Here is a 14,883-nt window from a genome sequence, read left to right as displayed (position 1 = left end):
TTGAGGCGTTCCCACGCAGAGCGTGGGAACGATCGAACAATCTCGGAAATCGCCCTCAGGTCGCATCCGCATGGCTGACCATGCCCTTGATCACCACCGCCGTGGTCGCCAACGCGGCCGGAATCACCAGCGCCGTCAGCACCTGCTCGAAGTTCCAGCCCAGGCCCAGCAACGTCGCGCCCATCCACGCCCCGAGGATCGCGCCGAAGCGGCCAATCCCAAGCATCCACGACACACCGGTCGCCCGCCCTTGCGTCGGGTAAAAACGCGCCGCCAGCGACGGCATTGCCGATTGCGCGCCGTTGACACACATCCCGGCCACCAGCACCAGGGTCGCCAGCACGGCGATGTTGCCCAGGCTCTGCCCTACCGCGTAGGCAAACACCCCTGCCAATAGGTAGAAAGTGCCGATGACCTTGTGCGGATTGAACCGGTCCATCGCCCAACCCACGCCCACTGCGCTCAACACCCCTCCCAGCTGGAACAGCGCACCAATGAATGCGGCCTGCTCCATGCTCGCGCCGCTGTCACGCATCAGCGTCGGCAACCAACTGGTCAGCAGATAAACAATCACCAGCCCCATGAAGTACGTCAGCCACAGCAACAATGTGCCGGTGCTGTAAGTGCCGGAGAAGATCACCGCGAACACATTGCGTGCCTTCACGGTTTTCTGTTCCGGCACACTGAAACTCGAAGCCTGGGCCACCACCGCTGGGTCGATCGGTGCCAGGGCCTTGCGCACTTTGTCGGTACCGCGATTGCGCACCACCAGATAGCGCGCCGATTCAGGCAACCACAACAGCAAAACGACGGTGAGTATCAGCGGCAGAATCCCGCCGATCATCAACAGGCTGTGCCAGCCGAAGGCCGGGATCAGTTTGGCCGAGATGAACCCGCCCCCGGCCATGCCGAGGTTGAAGCCGCAGAACATGCTGGTCACCAGCAGCGACTTCTTGCGTTCCGGGGTGTATTCGGACAGCAGCGTGGTCGCGTTCGGCATGCCGGCGCCCAGGCCCAGGCCGGTGAGGAAACGCAGCACCAGCAGTTGATCGACATTGGTGCTGTAAGCCGATGCCAGGCTGAACGCACCGAACAACAACACCGCGCCTACCAGTACGACTTTTCGCCCGAAGCGGTCAGCCAACGGCCCGGACCCCAGGGCGCCAAAGACCATGCCGATCAGTGCCGCACTCATCACCGGGCCGAGGCTGGCGCGATCGATGCCCCAGTCCTGGGACAATGCCGGCGCGATAAACCCCATGGCCGCGGTGTCGAGGCCATCGAGGAAGACAATCAGGAAACACAGGATCACCACCCGCCATTGGTAGCGCGAAATGGGTTGAGCATTGATGAAGGACTGCACGTCGAGGCAGTTCCCTACAGCAGACTGAGGCTGGTTCATTATTTTTATTCCACGCAAAGAACGCAGTCGAACAAGTGCCAGCCGAGGCTGACGCCGTCACAAGAAAAGAAGGTCGGGATCAGACGATCCGGTTTCGGCAGTTAGGGCGGCGGGAACAGCGACAGTGGGGAAACGTGCACATGACGATGCCTCTTCTCATTATTATTGGGTCGTCGTCCGGCAACCGGCTGAGGGCCAGCAGCGCCGGATGACGCTGCCGCGACATTAATGATCCGAGAGAAACAGCGTCAATTCGATAAACGCGACTCTGTGCGTTTATCGAACAGCTTAGGCGAAGAGCTGCGCGCTAAGGTCGCGGCTGGCACTCAACAAACCTGGCAGGAAACGTTGCTCCAGCTCGCTGCGGCTGACCCGGCCGGCATGGGTGCTGACGTTCAGCGCCGCCACTACCTGGCCAGAAGCGTCATACACCGGCACGGCAATCGAGCGCAGGCCTTGCTCCAGTTCCTGATCGACGATGCACCAGCCTTGTCGCCGTACTTCTTGCAAGCATTCGAGCAAGGCCTCGGGGGTGTGCAGGGTGCGACTGGTCTTGGCTTGCAAGTCTGCATGGTCGAGGTATTCGCGCAGCGACGTGTCGTCCAGCGCGGCGAGCAGAATCCGGCCCATGGAGGTGCAATAGGCCGGCAAGCGCCCACCCACCGAGAGGTCGACGGAAATCAGCCGTTGGGTAGTCGCCGAGCGCGCGATGTACAAAATGTCATCGCCCTCCAGCGTGGCCATGTTGCAGGCCTCGTGCAGTTGCTCGCTCATGCGGTCCAGGTACGGCTGGGCAGACACCGCCAGTGGAGTCGACGACAGATAGGCATGGCCCAGGGTCAAGACTTTGGGCAGCAGCGAATAGGTGCGCCCGTCGGTGGTGGCATAGCCGAGCTTGATCAGCGTATGCAGGCAACGTCGCACAGCCGCGCGGGGAATTTCCGTGCGGTGGCTGATCTGTGCAATGGTCAGGTGCCGCTTGCGCTCCTGGAACGCTTGCACCACCGCCAGGCCACGGGCCAGGGAAGTCATGAAATCAGGGTCACCGGTCAGGGCCTGGATTCGCTTGGCGGGCGAGGCGACGATCGGCGGCGCCACTGAAGCGAAGGAATTGCGCATTTGATCGTTCATATCAGGTTCCCCATACGGATCAGCGACTATTACAAGCGGCCCCGGTCTGACACACAAGCCAGCGACTGCCAGGATTGGGCGATTATCGAACCACAGACCGATAATCGCAATCGTGCTGCGTACATTCAGCCATCCTGCTTTCACTCACCCACAATACGGTTGTTATTTTCGGTCACTGGTTTAAAGGAGAACGATGTAATAATTTGTCCGGCTTAATGGCGCCAGAAAGTCACCACTGCAACTGGCATCAGTCCACCGTAGTTACCGGCAAGTTGCGAGCAACAAAACAATCACACATGAGGAACTACTTTTAACTGCCAAGAGATAGTGTTCTTCGAATCGACCGCTATAATGCATTTCAGAGGCGACCGGTTTTTTTGTACCGATTCCGCCCGCCGGCAGCGCGATATCCATCGCCGCTGTCCGCAGCAAGCGCTTGACGCTCATTTAATATGTTCCGCCAACGCGCTCGCTGAAACAGGAGACTGATGCTGCGTCAGCTGTTTTGCTCTGGTGCCGTGGCCGCCTGCAACATTGAAGTATTGATTGTGCCGTGGGAACGATGTCGTATCAGGCATTGTCCTTTCGACGAGCATGGTCAATAGATCGATGCAGCGCGTTTCACCAGAATTAATCTCAACTCAATCAGGTAGCACTGTGACGAAAGACGAACTGCGCGCGGAACTTGAGCGCCAGGAACAACGTTACAAGGAAGTTTACGGCGGGGAAGTCACCACCTACGCCGCTCAGCCCGAACCCGAACGCAAACCCTGGCGTAAACGCGCCACCGTTCAGGATCAGGCCTTCACCCAGGAATTGCAGAAGATGGAAAAGGAACTCAAAGCCGAAGAGCCATGACCGCCTCGACTTGAATCCTTTCAAGAGCCTGCGTCTGCGCCCGTTAAAAGCGGGTTGTATCGATGGTGCTTTTCGCGCCCGCTACAAGCGGGCAGCGGCTTCCTCATCCATTCGATGAGGCAAACGGCTCTTGCCTGACCTTCTTCTCAGATATTTCACACAAGCGTTCAAGCCTCTCGTCCCAACGAGAGAAACCCTTGTGGCTGCTGCCTTTCCAAGCGAATTCAATGACTTGTAAGCCCCTGAAAAAACCTGGGATTCAGGGGATTGCCACCCACTAATTCATTGAAGAATGTAACCGATGAGCAGCAAGTGCATCGATTATCAGTCTTTTCTGGCATAATCGCGCCCCCTTACGAACGGGTCAGAAAACCTTCATGATCGATTTATTCAGCGGACTGGATGCTTGGGTGCTTGTGAGCCTCTTGCTCGCCCTGGCCTTTGTCCTCGCCTTCGAGTTCATCAACGGCTTTCATGACACCGCAAACGCGGTGGCCACTGTTATCTACACCAAAGCCATGCCGCCTCATCTGGCGGTGTTCTTTTCCGGTGTGTTCAACTTCCTCGGCGTGCTGCTGGGCGGTGTGGGGGTGGCGTATGCCATCGTCCATCTGCTGCCGGTAGAACTGTTGATCAATGTGAACACCGGTCACGGGCTGGCCATGGTGTTCTCGTTACTCGCCGCCGCCATCACCTGGAACCTGGGCACCTGGTACTTCGGTATCCCGGCCTCCAGTTCCCATACGCTTATCGGTTCGATCCTCGGTGTCGGCCTGGCCAACGCCCTGATCAACGACATTCCGTTGGCCGACGGCGTGAACTGGCAGAAAGCGATCGACATCGGCGCGTCCCTGGTGTTCTCGCCTATGGCCGGCTTCCTCGTTGCCGCCCTGGTGTTGATCGGCCTTAAATGGTGGCGTCCGCTGTCCAAGATGCACAAGACACCGGAACAGCGCCGCAAGATCGACGACAAGAAACACCCACCGTTCTGGAACCGTCTGGTACTGGTGATTTCGGCGATGGCGGTCAGCTTCGTGCACGGTTCGAATGATGGCCAGAAAGGTATCGGCCTGATCATGCTGGTGCTGATCGGTATCGTCCCGGCGCAATTCGTACTCGACCTGGGCAGCACCACCTACCAGATCGAACGGACGCGCGATGCAACCCTGCACCTGAGCCAGTTCTACAAGCGCAATGCCGATACGCTGGGTGAATTCCTGGCCTTGGGCAAAAGCGTGGAAGGTGATCTGCCGGAGAAATTCCGTTGCAACCCGCAACAGACCGAACCGACCATCGCCGCCCTGCTCGACACCCTCAAGGGTGTAGCCGACTACCACTCGCTGCCGGCGGAAAGCCGCATCGAAGTGCGTCGTTACCTGCTCTGCCTGGACGACACGGCGAAGAAAGTCAGCAAGCTGCCTGGCCTCGCTGCCCGTGAAAAGGCTGACCTGGACAAACTGCGCAAGGACCTGACCACCACCACTGAATACGCCCCGTTCTGGGTGATTCTGGCGGTCGCACTGGCCCTCGGCCTGGGTACCATGGTCGGCTGGAAGCGCGTGGTACTGACCATCGGCGAGAAAATCGGCAAGCAAGGCATGACCTATGCCCAAGGCATGTCGGCGCAGATCACCACCGCGAGCATGATCGGCCTGGCCAACATCTTCAGCCTGCCCGTCTCCACTACCCACGTCCTGTCCTCAGGCGTGGCCGGTACCATGGTCGCGAACAAAAGCGGCCTGCAAGGCGGCACCGTCAAAACCATCCTGCTGGCCTGGGTCCTGACCCTGCCAGCCACCGTAGGCCTGTCGGCCGGCCTGTTCTGGCTGGCCTCCAAGGCACTGGGTAGCTGATACACCGCTACTGAAAAAGGCGCGTTCCGTGAGGTTCGCGCCTTTTTTATTGCCCGCATTTCGGTATTAGAGCGTGGGAACGATCGCACAAAAAAAAAGGGCGACCGAAGTCGCCCAAAATGCCTTGCGTGCTCATTGCTCCAGAAAGACCTACGGTTTTCTCCGCTTATGCGAATCCTTCCAGATAAAAAATCCAAACCCTGCAAAAAACAGAACCATGAGGCCGACTGTCAGCACTCCGGCGATCACCACGTTATCGAAAAACATGACTGGCCTCCTGGACTTGCCCTGTTGCGATGGGGCTAAGTTAACCAATCGGGCAGGAGAGAAAATTGACCGGGATCAATGCCGCCCGCGACGGGGCGTAAAGGAAGGGAAATAACTGACCTGCATCAACAGATGCAGGGTGTTTCAACGCTTTTTCGGTTTGTTCTTCGGCTTTTTCTTCGCTTTACCCAACGGCATGGCCTGCTCAAATGCCTGGCGCACTTCGTTCAGGCGTTTTTCATTAAGGTCATGAACCCGCTTGGCACGTTCAGAGTTGAGGTCGATCAGCTTGTCATCTTGGCTCATGGCGTTCAGTGCATCGCTTGGAAATGAATTCAGCTGCCGGCTAAAGGCGACAGGATTGCGCCAATAATGCGGTCTGGCGCGGGCGCTGACCAGTCTCCGACACTTCAGATCTCAATATCGACCCACAACCCCTGACGTGGCTGATTCTCCATCAACGGCACCACCGGCACGGTATTGTCGGCATTGAGCTCATTGCCGGGGATCGCCAGGTGTTCTTCAGGATCTTCATCGGCTTCGCGACGGCGCCGCTCCCGCTCCTGCTGCCGACGCTGTTCCTCGCGCAGCTGCAGGCCCGCCTCTTCCGGGTCGCGCTTTTGCAGGTCGATAGTGCTTTCATTGGAGCTTTCCTGCACCGGCACCACGGGGGGAATATCCGGACGCTGGCGGATCGGATCCTGCTGTGAAGTGATCGGCACGGCGCTCAAGGGGAGCATCGGTGGCAGCATATTATTAGTCTCCTGTCAGAAGTCTGTCGGCTGCGGGGATGGCGACTTGAGCCATTGGTCGCAAACTTGTGATCCGCTTGGCACGATCTTCCATCGGACAACGTAGAACTCAAGCGTTCCCGAAGATCGAAAGATCGCAGCCTTCGGCAGCTCCTGCGCACGTAAACCTTTGGTCTGGGGCCTGATTCCGTTAAGATAGCCCGCTTTTTCAAGGTGGGAGTCAGGCAGCATGGCGCAGCAGTATCAACCGGGGCAACGCTGGATCAGTGACAGCGAAGCCGAGCTGGGTTTAGGCACCGTTCTGGCACAGGACGGCCGCTTGTTGACCGTGCTCTACCCGGCCACTGGCGACACTCGCCAGTACGCGCTACGGAATGCGCCCCTCACCCGCGTGCGGTTTTCGCCGGGTGACTCGATCACTCACTTCGAAGGCTGGAAACTGACCGTACAGGAAGTCGACGACATCGACGGCCTGCTGGTCTACCACGGCCTCAATGGGCAGAACGAAGTGGTCACCCTGCCGGAAACCCAGCTGTCGAACTTCATTCAGTTCCGACTGGCGAGCGACCGTCTGTTCGCTGGCCAGATCGACCCGCTGGCCTGGTTCTCCCTGCGTTACCACACCCTGGAACACACCAGCCGCCAGTTGCAGTCATCGCTCTGGGGCCTGGGTGGCGTGCGCGCGCAACCGATCGCGCACCAGTTGCACATCGCCCGTGAAGTCGCCGACCGCATTGCGCCGCGGGTTCTGCTGGCCGACGAAGTGGGCCTGGGCAAGACCATCGAAGCCGGTCTGGTGATCCATCGCCAACTGCTCTCGGGCCGCGCCAACCGCGTGCTGATCCTGGTGCCGGAAAACCTCCAGCACCAGTGGCTGGTGGAGATGCGCCGCCGCTTCAACCTGCAAGTTGCGCTGTTCGATGAAGAACGCTTCATCGAAAGCGATGCCACCAACCCGTTCGAAGACACCCAGCTCGCCCTGGTAGCGCTCGAATGGCTGGTGGAAGACGAGAAGGCCCAGGACGCGCTGTTCGCCGCCGGCTGGGACTTGATGGTGGTCGACGAAGCGCACCACCTGGTGTGGCACGAAGACCAGGTCAGCCCTGAGTACTCCCTGGTGGAGCAGCTTGCTGAAACGATCCCGGGCGTATTGCTGCTGACCGCAACCCCGGAACAACTGGGCCAGGACAGCCACTTCGCCCGTCTGCGCCTGCTCGACCCGAACCGTTTCCATGACCTGCATGCCTTCCGCGCCGAGAGCGAAAACTATCGCCCGGTGGCCGAAGCCGTTCAGGAGTTGCTGGACAAAGGGCGCCTGTCGCCTGAAGCGCACAAGACCATTCACGGCTTCCTCGGCAACGAAGGCGAAGCCCTGCTGAGTGCAGTCAACGATGGCGATACCGACGCCAGCGCCCGTCTGGTCCGCGAACTGCTGGACCGCCATGGCACTGGCCGCGTGCTGTTCCGTAATACCCGCGCCGCCGTGCAGGGTTTCCCGGAGCGCAAACTGCACCCGTACCCGCTGCCGTGCCCGGCCGAATACCTCGAACTGCCGTTGGGCGATCACATCGAGCTGTACCCGGAAGTCAGCTTCCAGTCCCAGCCGGACGCCAACGAAGAAGAACGCTGGTGGAAATTCGACCCGCGCGTCGAGTGGCTGATCGACACCCTGAAAATGCTCAAGCGCACCAAAGTGCTGGTGATCTGTGCCCACGCCGAAACCGCCATGGACCTGGAAGACGCCCTGCGCGTGCGTTCCGGCATTCCGGCCACGGTGTTCCACGAAGGCATGAACATCCTTGAGCGTGACCGCGCCGCCGCCTACTTCGCCGACGAAGAATTCGGCGCCCAGGTGCTGATCTGCTCGGAAATCGGCAGTGAAGGTCGTAACTTCCAATTCTCGCACCATCTGGTGCTGTTCGACCTGCCGTCGCACCCGGACCTGCTGGAGCAGCGTATCGGTCGTCTCGACCGGATCGGCCAGAAGCACGTCATCGAACTGCACGTGCCGTACCTGGAAACCAGCCCGCAAGAGCGGCTGTTCCAGTGGTACCACGAAGCGCTGAACGCCTTCCTCAACACCTGCCCGACCGGCAACGCCTTGCAGCATCAGTTCGGCCCGCGCCTGCTGCCGCTGCTGGAAGAGACCGACGATGGCGAGTGGAAAGCGCTGATCGACGAGGCCCGCGCCGAGCGTGAGCGTCTGGAAGACGAACTGCACACCGGTCGCGACCGCTTGCTGGAGCTCAACTCCGGCGGCGCGGGTGAAGGTGATGCGCTGGTCGAAGCGATTCTCGAACAGGACGATCAGTTCGCCCTGCCGATCTACATGGAAACCCTGTTCGACGCCTTCGGCATCGACAGCGAAGACCATTCGGAAAACGCGCTGATCCTCAAGCCCAGCGAAAAAATGCTCGACGCCAGCTTCCCGCTGGGCGACGACGAAGGCGTGACCATCACCTACGACCGCAACCAGGCGCTGTCTCGCGAAGACATGCAGTTCATCACCTGGGAACACCCGATGGTTCAGGGTGGCATGGACCTGGTGCTGTCCGGCTCGATGGGCAACACCGCCGTGGCGCTGATCAAGAACAAGGCACTGAAGCCGGGCACCGTGTTGCTGGAACTGCTCTACGTCAGCGAAGTGGTTGCCCCGCGTTCGCTGCAACTGGGTCGTTACCTGCCGCCGGCCGCCCTGCGCTGCCTGCTCGACGCCAATGGCAATGACCTGTCGGCCCGGGTGTCATTCGAAACCCTGAACGATCAACTGGAAAGCGTGCCCCGCGCCAGCGCCAACAAGTTCATCCAGGCCCAGCGCGACCAGCTGACGCCAAGGATCAACGCCGGCGAAGAGAAGATCACCCCGCGTCACGCCGAGCGCGTGGCCGAGGCACAACGTCGCCTGGCGGCCGATACCGACGAAGAACTGGCGCGCCTGACCGCCTTGCAAGCGGTCAACCCGACCGTGCGCGACAGCGAACTGGTTGCCCTGCGCAAGCAGCGCGAGCAAGGCCTGGCCATGCTCGACAAAGCGGCATTGCGACTGGAAGCGATTCGGGTGTTGGTAGCGGGTTAATCCCCCTACTCCACCGCTATAAAAAAGGCCCGCAGCGATGCGGGCCTTTTTTTGTCTGCTGGATTGTTTTGGTGTTGTTGATGGCCTCATCGCGGGCAAGCCCGCTCCCACAGGTTATATGAACGACATAAGTCCCTGTGGGCGATCAGGCAGTCACCGCAGAGCCTGCAGGCTCAACCACCGCCACCAACCCTTCTTTCATCCGCTTCGCATCCCGCACAAAACACCGCGATGCCAAAAACAGAAACACCATGGTGAAAAACAGCGCCACCGGGATCAGGTACATCGCGTCATGCAGGCCGACAGCCTTGAACGCCTCGGTCATCTGCTCGGCACCCGCCGAGAGCATCGCGGTATGGGCGAAGTGATCGGACAGACCGCCCACCACCACCGGCCCCAAACCACCGCCCAACAGATACAACCCGGCAAAGAACAACGCCATCGCCGTCGCCCGCAGGCGTGGTTCGACCACATCCTGAATCGCCGTGTACACGCAGGTGTAGAAGTTGTAGGCGAACAGCCACCCCAGGCTGAATACCGCGACAAATACCCCGATCTCGATCCGCCCGGCATGCAGCGCCCAAGCCGTGCACAACGTCGAAATGATCAGGCTGAACGCGGCGAACAGCAGTCGCCCGTTGGCCACCCGCTGGTGAATCTTGTCGGCAATCCATCCGCCTAATGTCAGGCCGAACAACCCGGTCACCCCGACGATCACCCCGGTCGCCACCGCCGCGTCCTGTAACGGCATCAGGAAATAGCGCTGCAGCATCGGCACCAGAAACGAGTTGCAGGCATAAGTGGCGAAGTTGAAGCACAGCCCCGCCATCACCAGCCACAGAAAAGTCGGCACCGCCAGCACTCGACGGATCGGCCGGTCCACGCGCTCCTGAGACACTTGCACACTTTCCGCCGCGCCACGTTTCGGCTCTTTGATGAAGAACATGAAGACCGCCAGGATCAACCCAGGCACCGCGGCGATGAAGAATGGCGCTCGCCAGCTATCGAACGCCTTGACCATCGCACCAATGGTGAAGAATGCCAGCAGCAGGCCCAGCGGCAAGCCGAGCATGAAAATGCCCATGGCCCGTGCCCGACGATGCGCCGGGAACAAATCGCCGATCAACGAGTTGGCGGCCGGCGCGTAACTGGCTTCACCGATGCCGATGCCCATCCGCACGATCAGGAAACTCCAGAAACTGCCCACCAACCCGTTGACCGCGGTCAGCCCGCTCCACGCCGCCAGGCCCCAGCCCATCAGTTTGCTGCGCGAGCCAGTATCGGCCAATCGCCCCAGAGGCAGGCCGGCAATGGCGTAAACGATGGTGAATGCGGTGCCGATGATCCCCAGCTGAAAGTCGCTGAGGTGCCACTCCATGCGGATCGGCTCGATGATGATCGCCGGAATGGTGCGGTCGAAGAAGTTGAACAGGTTGGCCAGGAACAACAGGAACAGAATGCGCCAGGCATTCGCCGCTTGGGTCGAGTTCTGCATGGGTCCGTCTCTTTTTATTGTTGTTGGGGCCGTCACTGTCCCCGGAACCTCCAATCTAGTCAGGCCCGTCAGGGCTGTCTGTCATTATTCGCAAGGCTGATATCAGCCCATGGCGCCACACATAACTTGTGGGATCAATGCTGTCAGGGAGTCAGGTTTTTCACCATCAGTCGCAGGCTGGAAAAATACCTCCGTACCCCCCTTCCCAACGGCATGGCGAAGCCTAGAATAGCGGCCTTGTCTGCCCACCCTGCCCCCCATTCCTCTTTTGATCATTGCCCATGTCCGAAGCCAGTCCGTGTCTGAATTGCGGTGCCTGCTGTTCTCATTTCCGCGTGTCTTTTTTCTGGGGTGAATGCACCTCGGCCGGGGGCACGGTGCCTGACGAACTGGTCACGTCCATCAGCCCCAGCCGGGTGGCCATGCTGGGCACAGACTGCAAACCTGTTCGCTGTGTCGGTCTGGTGGGCGAAGTGGGCAGCACCGTGCAGTGCTCGATCTACGATCAGCGCTCCAGCACTTGTCGGGAGTTCGACGCCTCTTGGGCCAATGGCGAGGCGAACGTGGATTGCGATGCGGCACGGGCCGCGTTCGGGCTGCCCGCCCTGCAACCTGAATTCGAAACGCCTTTTGAGCAGATCGCCTAAGGCTTGGCAGCGACCGCAATCAAGCCATTCGAAAAATATTTGACATCATTGCGCTATCATCCCTTGCGCTCCATGTAAGCCCTCTATACTGCCAGCATTCGCCAGCGCGCATGACGCAGGCCAAGATGACTCACAGACGGGACATGCTATGGAGTGGCTTGGTTTGCATTTCATGACCGGGCTGCCGGAAAGCGGGCAGGTCATACTCAATTGCACCCATAACCCGTTTCTGGTGTTGCTGGCCTATCTGGTCGCCTGCACGGCCGGTTTCGCCACGCTGGACATGACCGAGCGGGTGGGTCATGTGGAAAAGTCCACCTCTCAACGACTCTGGCGCTGGGTCGGCGCCGGGTGTCTGGCGGGCGGTATCTGGTCCATGCATTTCATCAGCATGCTGGCATTCCAGGTGCCGATCGAAATCCATTACCACCTGCCCACCACCCTGATCTCGCTGTTGTTCGCCCTGACCGCCTCGTGGCTGGCCATGTACACCCTGAGCCATCCCCAACTGAATTTCTGGCAATACCTGCGGGCCGCGGTGTGGATCGGCCTGGGCATCGCGACCATGCACTACGTGGGCATGGCCGCACTGCGATCGAATGCGCTGGTCTATTACCAACCCGCCCTGTTCGTGCTCTCCGTCGTGATCGCCATCGGTGCCAGCCTGGCTGCCCTGTTGATTTCCAGTCACTTGCGCGATGACACCGGTGCATATCATCTACTGGTCAAGTACACCGCCAGCCTGGTGCTCGGGGCCGGCATCGTCAGCATGCATTTCACCGGCATGGCATCGCTCAACCTGGTGCTGCCCGATGACAGCCTTCAACCGCTGCCCGGCGACAACAATCACCTGCAATTGGGGCTGACCGTAGCCGTGATGGCGCTGCTGATCATCGGCAGCAGCATCAGTGCCGCTCTGGCGGACAAGAAGCTGCAACACAAGGAGTCCGACCTGCAGCGGGTCAACGCCCTGCTCAGTCAACTGGACCAGGCACGCATGTCGCTGCAACAGGTGGCGCATTACGACCCCTTGACCAACCTGCTCAACCGCCGGGGTTTCAACCAGCTCTTCGCCGAGAAGCTCATCGAAAAAACCAACGAAGGCGGCATGCTCGCGGTGATATTCCTCGACATCGACCACTTCAAGCGGATCAACGACAGCCTTGGCCATGACGCCGGCGACGAATTGCTCAAAGTCCTTGCCAGTCATATCAAGGCCTCGGTGCGCAGCCACGAAGACGTGGTGGCGCGTTTCGGAGGCGACGAATTCTGCCTCCTCATCAACCTGTACGACCGTGAAGAAGCGCGGCATATGGCCCAGCGCATCATGCTGAAAATGAAGGACCCCATCGAGCTGTCCGGACGGCGCATGGTCATGACCACCAGCATCGGTATCAGTCTGTTTCCGGAAGACGGCAAGACCTGCGAAGAACTGCTGAAGCACGCCGACCTGGCGCTGTATCAGTCCAAGGGTAGCGGTCGCAACGGCTTGCACTTTTTCAGTTCCAACCTGAAAGCCCGCGCCACCCTGGAGTTGCAGCTCGAAGAAGAACTGCGTCACGCCCTGCGCGAAGACTCCGGGTTGATGCTGTATTACCAGCCGATCTATGACCTGAGAATCGGCCGAGTCACCAAACTGGAAGCGCTGGTCCGCTGGCAACATCCGGTTCACGGATTGCTGACACCGGATCGGTTCATCGCCATCGCCGAGGCCAACGGCCTGATCGCTGAACTGGACAATTGGGTATTGCGCAAAGCCTGCGAAGACCTGGGCGAACTATCCCGCCACGATTGCGAAGACCTCAAGATCGCAGTGAATTGCTCGCCCCTGAACCTGGCGCGAGAAGAACTGGCCGATGAAATCGAACACGCCCTGCGCATCTACGGGGTGACGCCCCAGCGACTGGAGCTGGAGGTGACCGAAAATGCGCTGATGGGCAATATTTCCAACACCCTGGTGTTGCTGCGGCAGATTCGCGCCCTTGGTGTTTCGTTGTCGATCGACGACTTCGGCACCGGCTATTCATCCCTGGCCTACCTCAGGCGCCTGCCATTAAACACGCTGAAGATCGACCGCTCGTTCATTCAGGACATTCCCATGGCCACCCAGGACATGGAAATCGTCCAGGCCATTATCGTCATGGCCCATACCCTGCATTTGCAAGTCGTCACCGAAGGTGTCGAGACCCTCGAGCAATATGACTTTCTCCAACGCCACGGCTGCGATTTTGTCCAGGGCTACCTGCTTAGCCATCCGGTGCCGCTGGCTGAGTTGCGGCCGGTGCTGGCCGAAATCAACCAGCACACGCATGCCGTCAATCCGTTGAATCTGGCTCACGGTACAACTGCACTAACGTCGAGGGATCCTTTTCCAGGAACCCCTGCCCCCCATGGAGGCGCATCAGTTGTGCGGCCAATCCGCTGATCGGCGTGGCCGAACCCTGTTCGCGGGAAAACTTCACGGCGGTATCGAGATCCTTGAGCAACGTGCGTACGTGCCATTTCACGGGCTCGAAACGGCTTTCAGCCATTTGCGGCGCGAGAATCTGCAACGGTTTTGAATCGGCGAAACCACCGGCCAGCGCCTCGGCAATCAGGCTGGCATCGACCCCGGAGCGCTCAGCCAGGGCCACCACTTCAGCAATGACCAAGGCATTGCAGGCGACGATCATCTGATTGCAGGCCTTGGTCACCTGCCCTGCGCCGACCGCGCCCATGTGGGTCACGCGCTGGCCAAGGGTCAGCAACACCGGCCGCACGCGCGCAAGGTCTGCCGCCTCGCCACCGACCATGATCGCCAGACTGCCGGCCTCGGCGCCGACCACCCCGCCGGACACTGGCGCATCGAGCCAACCCATCCCGGTTTTATTGGCCAGTGCTGTGGCCATTTCCCGCGTTGCGGTGGGCTCCAGGCTGGAAAAATCCACCAGCAACTGGCCGCTTTTCGCCCCCTCGGCAACGCCAGTCGCGCCAAACACCACCTCACGTACCACCGCGGTATCGGCCAGGCACAGCATCACCACGTCGGCGTGCTGACACAGCTCGGCCGGTGTCGCCACTTGCCGCGCGCCGGCCTCGACCAGCGCTGCACACTTGGCCGGGTTGCGGTTCCACACCGTCAGCGGATAACCGGCCGCCAACAAGCGTCGGCACATCGGCAAACCCATCAGGCCGATTCCGGCGAACCCCAGCGCAGGCAACGTTGCCATCATTTAGCCTCTCTCTGATTAAAGATCATCGAATATTGGCCGATTCATCATGATTAAGGAAAGGATTCCCCCGAGCGATGTTCAGGCCAAGGCCCTGACGCTTGGGCCACATTCGCGCTAAAAAAAGACGCGAGATCCCATTCCGTGATGACTCGATGACACTTGTCGCCGAGCCGACCAGTCCAGGTATATG

13 protein-coding genes are annotated in these 14,883 nt (G+C 59.9%); 5 read left to right on the top strand and 8 right to left on the bottom strand.

The genetic code is table 11. The annotated features are described in order from the left end of the window. Positions 1–55 precede the first annotated feature (55 nt). The 3 genes from pcaK to AC30D7_RS12235 form a co-directional block, all read right to left on the bottom strand. Positions 56–1,402 (bottom strand): 4-hydroxybenzoate transporter PcaK, encoded by a 1,347-nt coding sequence (pcaK, locus tag AC30D7_RS12245; protein ID WP_019580917.1) that lies wholly within the window; start codon positions 1,400–1,402, stop codon positions 56–58. 288 nt (positions 1,403–1,690) lie between these two features. Next, positions 1,691–2,533: a pca regulon transcriptional regulator PcaR gene (gene pcaR, locus AC30D7_RS12240; RefSeq protein WP_007935836.1), complete on the bottom strand. Its 843-nt coding sequence runs from the start codon at positions 2,531–2,533 to the stop codon at positions 1,691–1,693. Between the two features lie 261 nt (positions 2,534–2,794). Further along, positions 2,795–2,980, bottom strand: coding sequence for a hypothetical protein (locus tag AC30D7_RS12235; protein ID WP_138866217.1), 186 nt, complete (start codon positions 2,978–2,980; stop codon positions 2,795–2,797). Between the two features lie 210 nt (positions 2,981–3,190). Here AC30D7_RS12235 and AC30D7_RS12230 point away from each other — a divergent pair, with 210 nt between their 5' ends. Together AC30D7_RS12230 and AC30D7_RS12225 are read left to right on the top strand one after the other, a co-directional pair. After that, on the top strand, positions 3,191–3,391 hold the full coding sequence (locus tag AC30D7_RS12230; RefSeq protein WP_007935837.1) for a hypothetical protein: 201 nt from the start codon (positions 3,191–3,193) through the stop codon (positions 3,389–3,391). Positions 3,392–3,768: 377 nt separating this feature from the next. Further along, positions 3,769–5,244, top strand: a complete 1,476-nt coding sequence (locus tag AC30D7_RS12225; RefSeq protein WP_019580918.1) for an inorganic phosphate transporter — start codon at positions 3,769–3,771, stop codon at positions 5,242–5,244. A 150-nt stretch (positions 5,245–5,394) separates the two neighbouring features. Here AC30D7_RS12225 and ccoM read toward each other — a convergent pair whose 3' ends face one another. From ccoM to AC30D7_RS12210, 3 genes are all read right to left on the bottom strand, one after another. Continuing rightward, positions 5,395–5,511, bottom strand: coding sequence for a cytochrome c oxidase subunit CcoM (gene ccoM, locus AC30D7_RS12220; protein ID WP_018926882.1), 117 nt, complete (start codon positions 5,509–5,511; stop codon positions 5,395–5,397). 144 nt (positions 5,512–5,655) lie between these two features. Continuing rightward, positions 5,656–5,817, bottom strand: coding sequence for a hypothetical protein (locus AC30D7_RS12215; RefSeq protein WP_007935839.1), 162 nt, complete (start codon positions 5,815–5,817; stop codon positions 5,656–5,658). A 104-nt stretch (positions 5,818–5,921) separates the two neighbouring features. Beyond that, on the bottom strand, positions 5,922–6,263 hold the full coding sequence (locus tag AC30D7_RS12210) for a hypothetical protein (RefSeq protein ID WP_019580919.1): 342 nt from the start codon (positions 6,261–6,263) through the stop codon (positions 5,922–5,924). A 229-nt stretch (positions 6,264–6,492) separates the two neighbouring features. Here AC30D7_RS12210 and rapA point away from each other — a divergent pair, with 229 nt between their 5' ends. Beyond that, positions 6,493–9,339, top strand: coding sequence for an RNA polymerase-associated protein RapA (gene rapA, locus AC30D7_RS12205; protein WP_028939254.1), 2,847 nt, complete (start codon positions 6,493–6,495; stop codon positions 9,337–9,339). 145 nt (positions 9,340–9,484) lie between these two features. Here the strand turns inward: rapA and AC30D7_RS12200 are convergent, their stop codons facing one another. Next, positions 9,485–10,852, bottom strand: a complete 1,368-nt coding sequence (locus AC30D7_RS12200; RefSeq protein WP_269210591.1) for a spinster family MFS transporter — start codon at positions 10,850–10,852, stop codon at positions 9,485–9,487. A gap of 263 nt (positions 10,853–11,115) precedes the next feature. On the opposite strand from AC30D7_RS12200, the gene AC30D7_RS12195 reads away from it, so the two are divergent. Continuing rightward, a complete protein-coding gene (locus tag AC30D7_RS12195) occupies positions 11,116–11,481 on the top strand; it encodes a YkgJ family cysteine cluster protein (RefSeq protein ID WP_018926887.1) in 366 nt (121 codons plus the stop codon). 148 nt (positions 11,482–11,629) lie between these two features. Beyond that, the gene (locus AC30D7_RS12190; protein ID WP_490134221.1) at positions 11,630–13,906 is read left to right on the top strand and encodes a putative bifunctional diguanylate cyclase/phosphodiesterase; all 2,277 of its coding nucleotides are present in this window, start codon (positions 11,630–11,632) and stop codon (positions 13,904–13,906) included. On the opposite strand, the gene AC30D7_RS12185 is transcribed toward AC30D7_RS12190, so the two are convergent. Further along, entirely contained in the window at positions 13,797–14,693 is an 897-nt protein-coding gene (locus AC30D7_RS12185; protein ID WP_028939252.1) for an NAD(P)-dependent oxidoreductase, read from the bottom strand. The genes AC30D7_RS12190 and AC30D7_RS12185 overlap by 110 nt on opposite strands. Between the last annotated feature and the right edge of the window lie 190 nt (positions 14,694–14,883).

It is taken from the genome of Pseudomonas sp. DF5 (assembly GCF_058148225.1).
The sequence above is the reverse complement of the archived record's forward strand: the minus strand, read 5'-3'. Positions and strand labels throughout refer to the sequence as shown.